Origin of the sequence: Bradyrhizobium sp. HKCCYLRH2015 (assembly GCF_051168215.1) — a bacterium.
Classification (GTDB): domain Bacteria; phylum Pseudomonadota; class Alphaproteobacteria; order Rhizobiales; family Xanthobacteraceae; genus Bradyrhizobium.
In genome coordinates this window covers 224,818-241,137 of sequence record NZ_JBNPUO010000009.1, presented here as the reverse complement: position 1 = coordinate 241,137, position 16,320 = coordinate 224,818, and the positions used below count along the sequence as shown (strand labels likewise).

General features: G+C 64.0%; 13 protein-coding genes. 2 read left to right on the top strand and 11 right to left on the bottom strand.

Annotation, left to right across the window (positions count from 1 at the left end; all coding sequences use genetic code 11):
* The first annotated feature begins 136 nt into the window (after nt 1–136).
* Nucleotides 137–1,663 (top strand): UbiD family decarboxylase, encoded by a 1,527-nt coding sequence (locus tag ACQR1H_RS24165; protein ID WP_315803389.1) that lies wholly within the window; start codon nt 137–139, stop codon nt 1,661–1,663.
* Nucleotides 1,660–2,292: a UbiX family flavin prenyltransferase gene (locus tag ACQR1H_RS24160; RefSeq protein ID WP_434908292.1), complete on the top strand. Its 633-nt coding sequence runs from the start codon at nt 1,660–1,662 to the stop codon at nt 2,290–2,292. Before ACQR1H_RS24165 ends, ACQR1H_RS24160 begins: the two co-directional genes overlap by 4 nt.
* Nucleotides 2,293–2,460: 168 nt before the next feature.
* Here the strand turns inward: ACQR1H_RS24160 and ACQR1H_RS24155 are convergent, their stop codons facing one another.
* From ACQR1H_RS24155 to ACQR1H_RS24105, 11 genes are all read right to left on the bottom strand, one after another.
* Nucleotides 2,461–2,775, bottom strand: coding sequence for a metal-sulfur cluster assembly factor (locus ACQR1H_RS24155; RefSeq protein ID WP_316182424.1), 315 nt, complete (start codon nt 2,773–2,775; stop codon nt 2,461–2,463).
* A complete protein-coding gene (locus tag ACQR1H_RS24150; protein WP_434900105.1) occupies nt 2,772–3,281 on the bottom strand; it encodes a DUF2249 domain-containing protein in 510 nt (169 codons plus the stop codon). Before ACQR1H_RS24150 ends, ACQR1H_RS24155 begins: the two co-directional genes overlap by 4 nt.
* Before the next feature lie 10 nt (nt 3,282–3,291).
* On the bottom strand, nt 3,292–4,683 hold the full coding sequence (locus tag ACQR1H_RS24145; protein WP_434908291.1) for a hypothetical protein: 1,392 nt from the start codon (nt 4,681–4,683) through the stop codon (nt 3,292–3,294).
* A gap of 295 nt (nt 4,684–4,978) precedes the next feature.
* Complete coding sequence (locus ACQR1H_RS24140) at nt 4,979–5,584, bottom strand: DUF2478 domain-containing protein (RefSeq protein WP_316217446.1); 606 nt, start codon at nt 5,582–5,584, stop codon at nt 4,979–4,981.
* 45 nt (nt 5,585–5,629) lie between these two features.
* A complete protein-coding gene (locus ACQR1H_RS24135; protein ID WP_316237555.1) occupies nt 5,630–5,923 on the bottom strand; it encodes a hypothetical protein in 294 nt (97 codons plus the stop codon).
* An 11-nt stretch (nt 5,924–5,934) separates the two neighbouring features.
* Nucleotides 5,935–6,747: a peptidylprolyl isomerase gene (locus ACQR1H_RS24130; protein ID WP_434881297.1), complete on the bottom strand. Its 813-nt coding sequence runs from the start codon at nt 6,745–6,747 to the stop codon at nt 5,935–5,937.
* Nucleotides 6,748–6,762: 15 nt separating this feature from the next.
* A complete protein-coding gene (gene narI, locus ACQR1H_RS24125) occupies nt 6,763–7,485 on the bottom strand; it encodes a respiratory nitrate reductase subunit gamma (RefSeq protein ID WP_316217448.1) in 723 nt (240 codons plus the stop codon).
* Nucleotides 7,486–7,496: 11 nt separating this feature from the next.
* Nucleotides 7,497–8,207 (bottom strand): nitrate reductase molybdenum cofactor assembly chaperone, encoded by a 711-nt coding sequence (narJ, locus tag ACQR1H_RS24120; RefSeq protein ID WP_316182414.1) that lies wholly within the window; start codon nt 8,205–8,207, stop codon nt 7,497–7,499.
* Nucleotides 8,207–9,727, bottom strand: a complete 1,521-nt coding sequence (gene narH / locus ACQR1H_RS24115; RefSeq protein ID WP_316237557.1) for a nitrate reductase subunit beta — start codon at nt 9,725–9,727, stop codon at nt 8,207–8,209. The genes narJ and narH overlap by 1 nt, the downstream gene beginning before the upstream one ends.
* Nucleotides 9,724–13,476, bottom strand: a complete 3,753-nt coding sequence (locus ACQR1H_RS24110) for a nitrate reductase subunit alpha (protein ID WP_434908290.1) — start codon at nt 13,474–13,476, stop codon at nt 9,724–9,726. The genes narH and ACQR1H_RS24110 overlap by 4 nt, the downstream gene beginning before the upstream one ends.
* 11 nt (nt 13,477–13,487) lie before the next feature.
* The gene (locus ACQR1H_RS24105) at nt 13,488–16,229 is read right to left on the bottom strand and encodes a nitrate/nitrite transporter (RefSeq protein ID WP_316217452.1); all 2,742 of its coding nucleotides are present in this window, start codon (nt 16,227–16,229) and stop codon (nt 13,488–13,490) included.
* Between the last annotated feature and the right edge of the window lie 91 nt (nt 16,230–16,320).

Sequence of the window (16,320 nt, the reverse complement as noted above, 5' to 3'; positions counted from 1 at the left end):
AGTGAGGTCGAAGACGCGTCCTGAAGAGAACTCATGGCACAAGCTCTGGCCGGATCGGCGGGGGAAGTATTTGACCCGGAACAAAGATCATACTGATTGTTCCAGCTACGAGGCGTTTTTTGAACGGAGCCTATCGTTGCGACGTGATGTCCCTCGCTTCCGCGAGCTGTCGGATTTCCTGCGCTTTCTCGACGAGCGGGGACAGCTGCGACGCATTCGCGACAGCGTCTCGGTCGTCCACGAAATCACCGAGATCCATCGCCGCGTCATCTCCGCCGAAGGGCCCGCGCTGCTGTTCGAACGGCCGATCAAGGCGTGCGGCTCACTCTCGGCAATGCCGCTCGTCACCAATCTGTTCGGCACCGTGGAGCGGGTGGCCTGGGGCATGGGCGTGCAGCCCGAACGATTGGCGGAGCTCGGCAAGATGATGGCGGAGCTGCGCGCCCCGCAACCGCCGCGCGACATCAGGGAAGCGCTGCAGAAGCTGCCGCTGGCGCGCGCGGCGCTGTCGACCCGGCCGAGGCTGCGATCAGCCGCGCCGGTGCATGAATGTGTCACCATGGGCGATGACATCGACCTGACCACCTTGCCGGCCCAGATCTGCTGGCCGGGCGAGCCGGCGCCGCTGTTGACGTGGCCGCTCGTCATCACCGTCCCGCCGGACGCATCCACCGGCGAGCAGGAAAATGTCGGCGTCTACCGCATGCAGGTGCTCGGCCGCGATCGTGCCATCATGCGCTGGCTCGCTCATCGCGGCGGCGCCCGCCACCACCAGCAGTGGCAGGCGCTGGGGCGCGACATGCCGATCGCGATCGTGATCGGCGCCGATCCCGCCACCATCCTCAGCGCCGTGCTGCCATTGCCCGAGACCATCTCCGAGCTGCGCTTCGCCGGCATCCTGCGCGGCGACCGCCCCGAGCTGGTCGAATGCCTCACCGTGCCCCTGACGGTGCCGGCGGCCGCCGAGATCGTGATCGAGGGCGTCGTGTCGGCCACCGAAACCGCGCCGGAGGGGCCCTATGGCGATCACACCGGCTACTACAACGCCGTCGAGAACTTTCCGGTGCTGCAGGTCACCGCGATCACCACGCGTCGCAGCCCGCTCTATCTGTCGACGTTCACGGGACGCGCGCCGGACGAGCCGTCTCGAATTGGCGAGGCGCTGAATACGCTGTTCGTCCCTTTGATCCGGCAGCAATTCCCGGAGGTGGTCGACTGCCATCTGCCGCCAGAGGCCTGCTCCTACAGAATCGCCGTCGTAGCGATCAAGAAGCGCTATCCGGGCCAAGCCCGCCGCATCATGCTCGGCCTGTGGTCGATGCTGCCGCAGTTCAGCTACACCAAGCTCCTCATCGTGGTCGACCAGGACATCGACGTCCGCGACTGGCGCGCGGTGATGTGGGCCGTCGCGACGCGCAGCGACTCCTCGCGCGATCTCGTGCCGCTTGCCAACACGCCGATCGACTATCTCGACTTCGCCTCGCCAAAATCCGGCCTCGGCGGCAAGCTCGGCATCGACGCCACAACCAAGCTCGGCGCCGAGACCGAGCGCGCCTGGGGCGAGGTGCTGGCGATGGACCCCGCCGTAGCGGCACGCATCGACGCGATGTGGCCGAGCCTCGGCCTCGGCGAGGGCGGGGCCGGTCGGGTGGCCTCGGCATGAGCGGACGGCACCACGTCATCGTCGGCATCAGCGGCGCCTCGGGCGCCGCGATCGGTGTGCGCATCGTCGAACGGCTCGCGGAGCAACCGCAATGCACGGTCCATCTCGTGGTATCTGACGCCGCCGTGCGCACCTTGCACGCGGAGGTCGGCCAGGGCAGCCTGGCGCGGCTGCGTGATCTGGCGGCGCATGCTCATGATGTCGCCGACATCGGCGCGAGCATCGCCAGCGGCTCGTTTTCTGCAGCCGGCATGATCGTGGCGCCCTGCTCGATCCGCACCCTCTCGGCGATCGCCTGGGGCCAGCTCGACAACCTCCTGGTCCGCGCCGCCGACGTTCAACTCAAGGAGCGCCGCCGGCTGATCCTCTTGGTGCGGGAGAGCCCGCTGCATCTCGGTCATCTCCGAGCGATGACGCAGGCCACCGAGATCGGCGCGATCATCGCGCCGCCAGTGCCGGCGTTTTACCTGAAGCCCCAGTCGCTCGATGACGTCATCGAGCAGATCGCCTGCCGCGCGATCAACCTGCTCGACGTCCCCGGGCTCCGCGCCAACGCGCGGGAGTGGCTTCCGGACCGGACGACCGAAGCAAGCGATCTTGCTGAGGTAGCGAAGCAAGACAGACGATAGGACTTGAAGACAGAACACGACAGACGCACTCGGGCGATGAGCCGAAGGCGTCTGCGACGGTTGACGTGTTCTTCGACGAGCGGGAGTACAGACGCCGCCTCTCCGTGCTGCCGCGCGAACCTGGACTGTTCCCGGCCGAGCAGCCACCAGCTTTTCGCTTTCGTTCGGTCAATTGACGTTGTCGAAACCCAGCGCAGCACGAACGGCCGGATCAATTCTGGATGGGGTCCAAGGCGGATCGAATGTCATCGTCACGTCCACGGCTTCGACGCCCGCAATCTCCGCAATGCTGCATGCGACCCCTTCCTTGAGAAAACCTGTTGCGGGGCACCCGGGCGTCGTGGCCGTCATCGTGACATGCACAACGCCATCCGTCGCCGTGATGTCGTAGATGAAGCCGAGATCGACCACGTTTTCTCCCAGCTCCGGATCGATGACCACGCGCATGGCGTCGCGGATGCGGTCGATGACATCGCGGCTCATAGCGGAGCCCTCACCGACAGTTCGTAGGTCGATCCATCCGGCGTAAACCCGCCGAGCCAGCGAAAGCCACGTTTCTCAAGTTCAGGGAACAGGAACACCGGCTCGCGGCCCAGAAGTGCCGACAAGGTCTCTCCAGGGGCCAACTCCTCCGCGGCCGCAAGGATGCGCACCATCGGCTCGGGTGGGTCGAGCTCCCGGTTGTCGAGCGTGACCACGGGATCTGGCCATCGCTCGAATGCGAGGCTGGCACCTGCGTCTTCCTGACCGGCGTCCTCGGCAGCCAGCGGCGAAAACAGCACTTCCCAGTCGCCATCGTCGAGCGGTCGATCGGTGTGGGCGAAGCCCTTTTTTGCCATGACGGAGAGCAGCGGAACCGGCCTGAAGCTCGCGATCAGCCGCACGCCCTGGCCTGGCGCCAGCCGGCCAACCGCGTCCATGATGACGGAGAACGGCTCGCCTCCGGCCCTGAGAATCGGTCGGACGTCGACGTCAATGTACGCGATCATGGCTTCCCTCCTAGTTTCTGGCGAACAACAGGCTTGGCGCGATGGCTCCGGCCGGAAGCCTCCGGGAGCCCGCAACATCGGAAAGACGTCGGACTCGCACAAGCTCGTGTATGATTCCAATACTGCCCACGGCCATGACCGCCGCGGCGCCGCGAAACGCCTGGTCCTTGCCCATCATCAACATGATGGTCGCCGCCCAGACGCCTAGAAAATAGATGATGAACCACTTCTCGGACCGGCGTTCCACCGCCAGGTCCTGAACCCGTGGCGTCGGGCCGCGCCCCATCACGGGACCGTAGGTTTCGAGCCAGGTCAGAAAGGCGACAATCTTGTAGAGCTTCGCGAATATGAGACCAGACAGCCAGCCGAACACGGCCAAGAACGCGAACGCGCCGACATGAACGCCGACCTTTCCGGTGACGATGATGACGGTGCCGAGCGCCACCGTCGCCGCCAGATTGGCGAAAGACACGGTTGCCATCCGCATGTTCAGCTCGAGCTGGCGCCGTTTGCGGGAGCGATAGATCGTCGCGATGTCCCGTCCATACAGCGCAAGCGAGATCACCCCAAGACCAGCAGCGAGGATGAGCACGGCTCCGAGCTCGGCTGCGAGGCCGATTGCGAACAATCCGCCCACGACTGCCACCGATAGCGCGAGCGCACCAAATTTCAGCGCGGATGTGCTCTGTCGATCGCCGAGGTCCGCCGAGAGCATGAACATGGCCAGCAGGCGATAGCTCACCCCCATGGCGGTCAGGGTCAGCCAGCCTCCCAGCCCGGCAATCGCATGGATCGGAATCGCCGCGGCCAGGAGCGCGGCGCCGAAGGTGCCCGCCGATCCGGCGAGAGCAAACGAGAACGCGGCGCCGAGCGCGACAGTCGCGCATAACGAGCCAAGTCCGGCGATGACAAATAGAGCAGACCCCTTCGGCTGGCCGAAGAGCGTCAGGCCCAGATCGAGCGCGACCATCGCCAGACCGGCGCCGAGCACCACGCTGCCGGCCGGCAGAAGCCAAGCGGCTGGAGCAATTCGTCCGGCCAGTGAGAGGAAACCCGATATCAGGCAGACCAGACCGACGTTGATGAGGAACAAGGCCGGCAAGGCCCATTTGTCGAAGGGGAGCGGCCTTGCGACGAGAACGGGAACGAACTGGAACAAGGCGCCGCATACCGAGAGACTGAGCCAACCGATGCAGACCGCATGCACAACGACAAGCGTATCGGGAGCGCCGAGGTCTGCAGCGGGGTAACCGAGTCCGCCGACCAGCATTGCCAAGGCAACGAGCAGCCACCCCAGCGCTGCCGCGAAATAGCTCATCGTCCAGCGCGAGATTTTCGCTCCAATCATGAGCGGCTCCAGTTCTTGATCGCGGACGCAGCACTCGCGACGACGCTGCGCCATTCGGCAATTGCCGTGGCGCCCGGAGGAACACAGTCCCCTCACGCCCGAAGGAAGCGCGAACGATGAGCTTGCGCCATACAATCTCCCGACCATCGGAAAGATGCTAGTCAGGCCCGACCGGCCATTCTTTGTCGGAGCGCAACATTTCGCGTCATCAGCGTCGTGATGACGACTCCAGCACGACCGGCGGACTCCCTGTCGCGTCGAGGAACATCCATGTCAGCCGGCAGATATCTTCGGCGGCCCGGCTCGGCAGTTCTGTGTCCCCCGACCCGTCGATTGCTCGCAATCGCGATCAGCGCAGCTGGCTGGCTGAGTTTATAGTTCGATCCTGCCGAACACTTTCCAGCCACCGCTCCACGTCTCCGCGGGCTTCGAGCTCAATCCCCATATCTCCGGAGAAATCTCTCCAGGCATCGATATTGCTGCGCGGCACGCCGACAATCGTCGGTATCGCGAGGTCCAGCGCGCGGGCAATCAGATCAAGCGTTCCGCGTCCCTCGCACTCTGCCTTTCCAAACTTGTTCAACACCAGGATGTTTGGACGCGCATCCAGGCTGGCGAGGACTCGAACCGTCACCTCTGCCAGCGCCGATTCATCCAGCCGGCAACCTCTCGCTCCCGATCCACGATCCTCGAAGATCGGGGTTTGATTGGCCGTGTCGATCTCCTCGAGCAGGACGTCGCACCGGCGATTTTCGTCGAGGAACAGCCTTCGCTGCAGTGCGCCGGCGACCTTCAATCGCACTCGACGCGAGTGATCCACGAGGTGATCGAACGTCTCGTAGGGATATTTCCCGTCGTCGTAGACGAGCGCCACGAGCGGCGCGGCCTCAACACCGACCTTCTCTACCATCTCATCGTGCATGCGAATCCCAACATCAGCTTGATGCTTCGACATGTCCAACCCACTCCTCCAGCACAGATAGCCTGTGGCGGACCCGGCCTAGGAGTGATCGATTTCATCCCTCTGCAGCGACCATTTGATCATGGACGTCAGACAGACGATCGCGGGATCGGCGGCTCTGTCGATGGCGCTCATCAACCCGAGCCAATCCTCGTTCTTGGCGAGATTTGCAAAGCGCCGGACAGCAGCCGACGCATACTCACCGACATCCTCGCCGAGGCGATCCGCGACAGAGCTGACGCGCACCAGGAGCGTAAGGTCGCCACACCCCTGCAACACCGCACTCGACTTCGCGTCGTCGCTGAGATCGTGAATGAGATCCCCGAGCAGCATGATCGCCCCCTCTACTGCGGCAGCGCCGATTGCGGCGCCGGCAAAGTCACGCCAACGATCGCCGCGCGGCCTGCCAGATCGGCGACATATTTCGCGAGCGCCTGGTGCCGGACACGCTCGGTGAGATATTGCGAAATGCGCGCCCTCGCCATGTCGAACGGCAGGACTTGTCCGGGGGCCCGCCGGTCAAGGCGCACGACATGGATACCAAAGCGTGTCTCAATCAGACCAACCTCTCCAACCGACATCCGGGCCAGCGCGGCGTCGAACTCGGCGGTCGTCTGCCCACGCGACAGCTGCCCGAGCCTGCCACCATTCTCCGCCGAGACCCTGCAGTCGGAGCGATCGCGCGCGATGGTCTCGAACACCTCCGGGCTTCTCCGCACGGCCTCCATGATCGTCCGCCCCTCGTCTCGCGCAGCCGATCGAGCCAGCGAATCGCTGCTCGGCGCGATCAGCAGGATGTGCGACGCTTCGTAGAGCTCGCCGACAAGGAACCGTTGCCTGTTCTGATCGTAGAAGCGACGGCACGTCGATTCGTCCGGCTCGTGTATCAGAACCTCGCGCGCGATCAGCGCCCGCATCGCCGCTTCTTCCTCGGTTTCGCTGCGACCTTCGGCATCACGCAGAGGGGAGGCCGTTACGCCGAGCCTCCTGACCTCCTGTCTCAGCAATTCGCGCACCGCAAGCGCGCGCGCCGCCGCTTGCCAGGCGAGGATCGGCTTGTCCGACGGATGGTTCTGAACTTCCCGGGCAATGACGTCGCGTTCGATCACGACCCCGTTCACACTGACCATCTTCGGCTTTGGAAGCGCCGCGCCCAATGAACAGTCCATCGGTTACTCCGCAGGCTGAATCGGTTGCACAAGATGACGGCGTCCGTCGCGGCTGCGCACCACCTGATAGCCGCGGCGGCCGAGATACCACACCGGCGCACTCCAGATGTGGACCAGGCGGGTGAAGGGGAAGAGCAGGAAGATGGTCATTCCCAGGACCAGATGCGCCTTGAAGATCGGATGGACGTCGACAATGTTGGCGGCGATTCCAGGCTGCAACGTGAGAATGCCCTGCGCCCAGGCCATGAACTTGACCATCTCGTGACCATCGAGATGACCGAGCGACACGGGGATGGTCGCCAAGCCAAGCAGCAGCTGGACGAACAGCACCAGAAGGATACCCGTGTCAGCAAAAGACGACGTCGCGCGGATCCTGGGATCGAAGAGCCTGCGATGCGCGAGGAGCGAAATGCCGACCAGGCACATCAGTCCGGCGCCGCCACCGGCGACGATCGCGAGCATCTGCTTGAAGCCGTGCGACACGCCGAGCATGTCAAACACCCAGATCGGCGTCAGCAGCCCGACGAAATGCCCCGCAAAAATGAAAAGGATCCCGACATGGAAAAGGTTCGAGCCCCAGATCAGTTGGCGCCGCCGAAGCAGCTGACTCGAGCCCGAGCGCCACGTGTACTGCTCGCGGTCGAATCGAATCAGACTGCCGATCAGAAAGACGGTCAGGCAGAGATAGGGATACCAGCCGAAGACGATGGCATTGAGCGTTTGCATGGCCAATCCCCTCATTGCAACTGTGACGGCGGCGCGTTGACCGCACGTTTGGCGTGGCGCAGTTTTGCGATCAGATTGTCGTGCCCACAGGCTGCCTGGTCGCCGCCTCCCGGGCCGAACCTGACCTCTTCGTCCTCCCAGGCCGCGTCGAGCGCGTGCAGGTCCATCGGATCCACGTCCGCCGCCTTCAGCAGCTCATCGACGATCTCCGCGCGGGGCTGGTCCGCGGCGATCTGGAGCAGCGCGTCGAACACCGCCCGATAGCTCGACTGCCGCCGCCCCAATCGTTCCGCGAGCGCGGCGATGATGTGGCTGGTCTGGCCGAGCAACTCGCGCGCATCCGCAAGCTCCCGGATGGCGAGGAATTCGAGGAACAGCGGCAGATAATCAGGCAGCTCGTTGCCGGCGATGACGAGGTCGGCTTTGTCATACATGGCGCGCAGGTCGACCATGGCCTGGCCGCGGTCGCGGCCTTCGCCATGGACATGCTCGAACAGATGCAGCGCCAGGGTCTTGCTGCGGTCGAACAGCAGGCCGTAGCGCTCCTGCAGGTCGTAGACGTCGCTCGTGGCGATCTCCTGCAGCAGCACGTCGAGCTCCCGGCGAATGCCAGGCTGGACGAGGCCTTCCTGGTCGAGCACCCGCGCGAGCTCCGGGATGGCCGCGATCAATTCCCCGCTCGGATAGTTCAGCAACGCCGACAGCACCTTGAACGTCTTCATCAGGCGACCTCCATCGGATTCTTGGTCTTGCGCGGCGACCCGAACAGGTTGACTTCGCTCTCGCCCCCGGAGCAGCCGTTGCCGAACGAGAAGCCGCAGGAGCCGCGGATATCAAACGCGTCGCCACCGAGCTCGCGGTGCGCGGTCGGGATCACGAAGCGGTCCTCGTAGTTGGCGATCGCCATGATGTGGTACATGTCGTCGATCTGCGCGCCGCTCAGGCCGACGCGCCTCGCGATCGCCTCGTCGACCACGCCATCGATGGTCTTGGCCCGCATATAGGCACGCATGGCCAGCATTCGCTCGAGCGCCAGCGTCACCGGCTTCTCGTCGCCCGCAGTCAGCAGATTGGCGAGGTACCGCATGGGAATGCGCAAGGACTTGACGTCGGGCATCTCGCCATCGTGCCCGATCTTGCCGGACGAAGCCGCCGACGTGATCGGCGACAGCGGCGGCACGTACCAGACCATCGGCAAGGTCCGGTATTCCGGGTGCAAGGGGAAGGCGACCTTCCATTCCATCGCCATCTTCCAGATCGGCGACCGGATCGCTGCCTCCAGCCAGGCATGCGGAATGCCCTGGCGCTCGGCCTCTGCAAGGACGTTGGGATCGTTCGGATCGAGAAAGACGTCGAGCTGGGCCTGGTAGAGATCGCCCTCGTCGGGCTTGGACGCGGCCTCGGCGATGCGGTCCGCGTCATACAGCACGACACCGAGATAGCGAATGCGCCCGACACAGGTCTCGGAGCACACGGTCGGCTGCCCCGCCTCGATCCGGGGATAGCAGAAGATGCACTTCTCCGATTTCCCCGAGGACCAGTTATAATAGATCTTCTTGTAGGGGCAGCCGGAGACGCACATTCTCCAGCCGCGGCACTTGTCCTGATCGATCAGGACGATGCCATCCTCCTCGCGCTTGTAGATCGCGCCGGACGGGCAGGATGCGACGCAGGCCGGATTGAGGCAGTGCTCGCACAGCCGCGGCAGATACATCATGAAGGTGTTTTCGAACTGGCCGTAGATCTCCTTCTGCACGCCGTCGAAATTGATGTCCCGAGAGCGCTTGGCGAATTCGCCGCCCAGGATCTCTTCCCAGTTCGGCCCCCACTCGATCTTTTCCATCCGCTCTCCGGACACCAGCGAGCGCGGCCGCGCGGTCGGCATCGCCGATGCCTCGGGCGCACTCTGCAGGTGCTGATAGTCGAAGGTGAACGGCTCGTAGTAGTCATCGATCTCAGGAAGATCAGGGTTGGCGAAGATGTTCGCCAGAACCCGCCACTTGCCGCCGATCCGCGGCTGGATCGACCCGTCGCGATTGCGCGACCAGCCGCCCTTCCAGCGAGACTGGTTCTCCCAATCCTTGGGATAGCCGACGCCCGGTTTGGTCTCGACGTTGTTGAACCACGCGTATTCCATCCCCTCGCGGCTCGTCCAGACGTTCTTGCAGGTCACGCTGCAGGTGTGGCAGCCGATGCACTTGTCGAGATTGAGCACCATGGCGATTTGAGCACGGATCTTCATTCTGCAGCCTCCGAGGGGGTCGTGGCCGACCGGTCAGCAGTCGGCTGGTCCAGCCAATCAATCTTCGACATCTTCCGGACGATGACGAACTCGTCGCGGTTGGCGCCGACCGTGCCGTAGTAGTTGAAGCCATAGGCCTGCTGAGCGTAGCCCCCGATCATGTGCGTCGGCTTCGGAACGACACGCGTGACCGAATTGTGGATGCCGCCGCGCTGCCCGGTCTGCTCGGAGCCCGGCACGTTCACGATCTTCTCCTGCGCATGATACATCATGCACATGCCCTGCTTGACCCGCTGCGAGACCACTGCGCGCGCAACCAGCGCACCATTGGTGTTGTAGGCTTCGATCCAGTCATTGTCGGCGATGCCGGCAGCCTTTGCGTCGATCTCGCTGATCCACACGATGGGACCGCCGCGCGACAAGGTCAGCATCAGGAGGTTGTCGGTATAGGTGGAGTGGATGCCCCACTTCTGATGCGGCGTGATGAAGTTCAGGACGACGGACGCATTGCCGTTCGGCTTGCGATCGATCACCGGCTTGACGGTCTTGGTATCGATCGGCGGCCGGTAGACGCAGAAGCCCTCGCCGAAAGCCCTCATCCACAGGTGATCCTGATAGAGCTGCTGCCTGCCGGTCAGCGTCCGCCAGGGGATCAGCTCGTGGACGTTGGTGTAGCCGGCGTTGTAGCAGACCTTCTCGGACTCGAGCCCCGACCAGATCGGCGACGAGATGATCTTGCGCGGCTGCGCGACGACGTCGCGGAACCGGATCTTCTCATCCTCCTTGGGAATGGCGAGATGAGCATGGTCGCGGCCGGTGAATTGCTCCAGCGACGACCACGCCTTGACCGCGACCTCGCCATTGGTTTCCGGCGCCAGGCTGAGGATCACCTCGCAGGCGTCGACCGCACTGTCGATGCGAGCCAGCCCCTGGGTCGGCCCGTCCTCAGCGACGACGCCGTTGAGGCGCTTCAGGAGCTCGACCTCATGGTCGGTGTTCCAGGCCATCCCCTTGCCGCCATTGCCGAGCTTGTTCATCAGCGGACCAAGCGAGGTGAAGCGCTTGTAGAGATTCGGATAGTCACGTTCGACCACCGTCACCGCCGGCATGGTCTTGCCGGGGATCGGATCGATCTCGCCCTGCTTCCAGTCCTTGACGTCGAACGCCTGCGCGATTTCGCCCGGACTGTCGTGCATGATCGGCGTCAGCACGACGTCCTTCTCGAGTCCCAGCACTTCGGGCGCGACCCTGGAGAACGCCTCGGCGATCCCCTTGTAGATGTCCCAATCGCTGCGCGATTCCCACACCGGATCGATCGCCGCCGAAAGCGGATGGATGAAGGGATGCATGTCGGACGTATTGAGGTCGTTCTTCTCGTACCACGTGGCGGTCGGCAGCACGACGTCCGAATACATGCAGGTGGTCGACATCCGGAAGTCGAGCGTGACCAGCAGATCGAGCTTTCCTTCCGGAGCCTCCTCATGCCAGGTGACCTCGACCGGCCTATTGTGGCCCTGATCGCCGAGGTCCTTGCCGAGCACGCCATGCTTGGTGCCGAGCAGATGCTTGAGGAAGTATTCGTGGCCCTTGCCTGAGGCACCGAGCAGGTTCGAGCGCCAGACGAACAGGTTGCGGGGCCAGTTCTTCGGTTGATCGGGATCCTCGCAGGAGAGCTTCAGCTCGCCCGACTTCAAGGCCTTCGCGACGTAGTCCTTCGGCTCCAGGCCGGCGGCGGCTGCGCGCTTGGATACCTCGATTGGATTGGCCTGCAGTTGCGGCGCGGACGGCAGCCATCCCATGCGCTCGGCGCGGACATTGTAGTCGATCAGCGCGCCGTCCCAAGAACCGGCCGGTGCGGTCGGTGAGAGAATCTCGCTGACATTGACCGTCTCGTAGCGCCATTGGTCGGTGTGGGCGTAGAACGCCGAAGTCGAATTCATCTGCCTGGGCGGGCGTCCCCAATCGAGCGCAAAGGCGAGCGGCGTCCAGCCCGACTGCGGCCTCAGCTTTTCCTGGCCCACATAGTGCGACCAGCCACCGCCGGATTGGCCGACACAGCCGCACATCACCAGCATGTTGATGATGCCGCGATAGTTCATGTCCATGTGGTACCAGTGGTTCAGACCGGCGCCGACGATGACCATCGAGCGCCCCCTGGTTTTCGACGCATTCGAGGCAAACTCGCGGGCCACCGCGATGATCTCGCCGCGCGGCACGCCGCAGATCGCCTCGGCCCATGCCGGGGTGTACGGTTCCAGATCGTCGTAGCTCTTGCCGATGTGGTCGCCGCCGAAGCCGCGATCGACGCCATAATTGGCGGCGAACAAGTCAAAGACAGTGGCCACGATCGCCTCGCCATCGGCAAGACGAAGTCGCTTCACCGGCACGTTGCGGGTCAGCACGTCCGGATGATTGGTGCCGCTGACGTGATCGTGCTGACGGTTGCCGAAATAAGGGAATCCCACCGGCGCGATGTCGTCCTCGATGCCGGCCAGGGACAGCCGCAGCCGGGTGTCGGTGTTCGCCGAGCTCTTCTCTTCCAGGCTCCACTTGCCTTTTTCGCCCCAGCGGAAGCCGACCGATCCCTTGGGTACGACAATGGCGCCGCTGATCTCGTCATAGGCGACGGTCTTCCATTCGGGATTGTTGGCCTCGTCGAGAGATGTGGCGAAATCCGAGGCGCGCACGAACCGCTCAGGAACGAGCCGTCCCTCGGATTTCACCAGCCGCACCAGAAATGGCATATCCGTATACTGGCGCGCATAGTCGTTGAAGTATGGCGTCTGCCGGTCGATGTGAAACTCCTTGAGGATCACGTGACCCATCGCCATCGCGAGCGCGGCGTCGGTGCCCTGCTTCGGCGACAGCCAGAGATCGGCGAATTTCGCCGCCTCGGAATAGTCCGGGCAGACAACGACGCTCTTGGTCCCCTTGTAGCGAACCTCCGTATAGAAATGCGCGTCCGGCGTACGCGTCTGCGGCACGTTGGAGCCCCACAGCATCAGGAAGCCCGAATTGTACCAGTCCGCGCTTTCGGGCACGTCGGTCTGCTCGCCCCAGGTCTGCGGCGAGGCCGGCGGCAGGTCGCAATACCAATCGTAGAACGACATGCAGACGCCGCCGAGCAGCGACAGATAGCGCGCGCCGGCCGCGTAGCTCACCATGGACATCGCCGGGATCGGCGAAAACCCGAACACCCGGTCCGGACCATAGGCCCTGACCGTATAGGCATTGGCCGCCGCGATCAGCTCGTTGACCTCGGCCCAGCTCGCCCGCACGAAGCCGCCCAGTCCGCGCTTCTGCACGTAGTCCGAGCGCTTGTCCGGATTCTCGACGATCGACTTCCAGGCCGCGACCGGCGTCATCCGCGCCCGCGCCTCGCGCCACAGCCTGAGCAGCCGCGAGCGCACCAGCGGATATTTCACCCGGTTTCCGGAATAGAGGTACCAGCTGTAGCTCGCGCCGCGGGCGCAGCCGCGCGGCTCATGATTGGGAAGATCAGGGCGCGTCCGGGGGTAGTCGGTCTGCTGGGTCTCCCAGGTGACGATGCCGCCCTTGACGTAGACCTTCCACGAGCAGGAGCCGGTGCAGTTCACGCCATGCGTCGAGCGCACGATCTTGTCGTGCTGCCAGCGCTTGCGATAGCCCTCCTCCCAGGAACGGTCCTCGGTCGTCGTCACGCCGTGTCCGTCTGCGAACTCCTCCTTGGCCCGGGTGAAAAAGGTCAGCCTATCGAGAAAATGGCTCATCGTTTACGTCCTCATTCAGCGGGTTGGGCAGCGGTCGCGATCGCTCGGCGCCGTTCGACGTCGTGCAGGACGCCGCCCTTGCGGGTGTAGACGGCCCAGGTGATCAGCACGCAGGTGACGTAGAAGCCGAAGAAGCCCCAGAGGGCGGCCTGCACGCCGCCGGTGAGGTCAATCGAGGTGCCGTAGGATTTGGGAATGAAGAATGCGCCGAAGGCGGCGATCGCGGAGGTGAAGCCGGTGATGGCAGCGGATTCCTTCTCGGCCTGGCGCAGCCGCGTCTCCGCGTCCGCAGTCGGCATGAGCCGGATCATTTCCTGGCGCATGATGTTGGGGATCATCTGGAAGGTCGATGCATTGCCGACGCCGGTCGCGAAGAACAGCAGCAGGAACATCGCGAAGAAGCCCCAGAATGCACCGGGCTGATCCTTGATGCCGAGGAAGTAGAGCACCCCGAGCACACCGGCCATCATCAGCAGGAACACCCCGACGGTCACCCGCCCGCCGCCCCATTTGTCGGCCATCCAGCCCGTCGCGGACCGCGACAAGGCACCCACCAGCGGCCCGAGGAACGCGAACTGCAACGCGTCGACGGCCGGGAACTGGGTCTTTGCCAGCAGCGGGAAGCCCGCAGAATAGCCGATGAACGAGCCGAACGTGCCGGTGTAGAGCCAGCACATGATCCAGTTGTGCCGCCGCTGGAAGATGACGGCCTGATCGGCGAAGGACGCTTTCGCGGAGGCGATGTCGTTCATCCCGAACCAGGCGGCGAAAGCGCTGGCGACGATGAACGGCACCCAGACGAAGCCGGCATTCTGCAGCCAGATCGGCGTCGGCTGCGACCCACTCGTCATCGCCGGATCTCCGCCGAACCAGCCGAAGACTCCGACCGTGATCACGATCGGCACCACGAACTGGACGACGCTGACGCCGAGATTGCCGAGGCCGGCATTGAGCGCGAGCGCGTTGCCCTTCTCGGCGCGAGGAAAGAAGAAGGAGATGTTGGCCATCGACGAGGCGAAATTGCCGCCGCCGAAGCCGCACAACAGAGCCAGTATCAGGAACACCGGATAGGGCGTCGCCGGATTCTGCACCGCATAGCCGATTCCGATCGCGGGTATCAGCAGCGACCACGTGGCCAGCGTGGTCCACAGCCGGCCGCCGAAGATCGGCACCATGAAGGAATAGAAGATGCGCAGAACTGCACCGGAGATCCCAGGCAGCGACGCCAGCCAGAACAGTTCATCGGTCGTGAACTTGAAGCCGACCGAAGGCAGCTTCGCAACCACGACAGACCAGACCTGCCAGACCGCGAAGGACAACAGCAGTGCCGGAATGGAGATCCAGAGGTTGCGTCGCGCGATGGCTCGGCCCTTCTCTCTCCAGAACGTGTCGTCCTCGGGCCGCCAATCGGTGAGGATCGCGCCGGACAGAGCTCCGATGTGCTCGGGCCGGTGAATTTCCTCCATTTCCGGCAGCTCCGGCAGCCTCTTCAGCGCTTCGCCGGCGACGCCGCGCTCCATCTGCCGGATCGAGAGATGCATCCAGACCAGCGCGACCGCGACCAGCAGGAACAGCAGCATGAAGCAGCTGGTTCGCAGACCGGTGAGATCGACCAGCGCGCCGAACGCAATCGGCAGCACGAATCCGCCGAGCCCGCCGATCATGCCGACCAGGCCGCCGACGGCCCCGACATTGTTCGGATAGTAGACGGGAATGTGCTTGTAGACCGCAGCCTTGCCGAGCGCCATGAAGAAGCCGAGCACGAAGACGATGACGACGAACGGGACCAGCCCCATCTCCAGATGGAAGCCGACCTTTCCGTTCACCGTCGTCACGACATAGTCCGTCGGCGGATAGGACAGGAGGAAGGTCGCGGCGACACCCACCAGGAAAGTCCAGTACATCACGCGACGGGCGCCGAACCGATCGGACAGGTGTCCGCCATAGGCGCGAAATACGCTGGCCGGAAACGAGAACATGGCGGCCATCATGCCGGCCGACTGGATTCCAACGCCGTAGACCTTGATCAGGTATTGCGGCAGCCACAGCGACAACGCGACGAAGGCGCCGAAGACGAAGAAGTAGTACAGCGCGAAGCGCCAGACCTGGATGTTCTTGAGCGGCGCGAGCTCGAGCCAGGCGCTGCCGGCCTTCTGGTTGCGCTGTCTTCGCGAACGGACCACCGGGTCCTCCTCGGAGAACAGCCAGAAGACGATTCCCATGACGCCGATCGCGAGCGCCCAGACCTGGGCCACGGTCTGCCAGCCATAGGCGACCAGCACGAACGGCGCCACGAACTTCGTGACGGCGGCGCCCACATTGCCGGCGCCGAAGATTCCGAGCGCAGTGCCCTGCTTGGCCGTCGGATAGAACCGCGACACGTAGGCGACACCGACCGCGAACGAGCCACCGGCGATTCCTACGAAGAGCGCGGCGACGAGAAATTGCGGATAGGTATGCGCCCAGGTCAGAAGATAGGTCGCGACCGCGGCAGCGAGCATCACGACGGTATAGACGCGGCGTCCGCCATACTGATCGGTCCAGATGCCGAGCATCAGCCGGATCAGCGAGCCGCTCAGGATCGGGGTGCCGATCAGGAGGCCGAACTCGGTTTCGTTCAGATCGAGCTCTTGCTTGATCCGGATGCCGATGATCGAGAAGATCGTCCACACCGCGAAGCAGATCGTGAACGAGATTGTTGAGAGCCAGAGTGCTCGCGTTCGGTGCTCAGGGCTAGAATCTACGGCGTCCATGGTGGCCTCGACGTATGAATTCGACGCCACAGCAGTTATTCGGGGCACCCGGGAAAGGTTTTGCGATGCATCAACCGGACGGCCCGGTCGG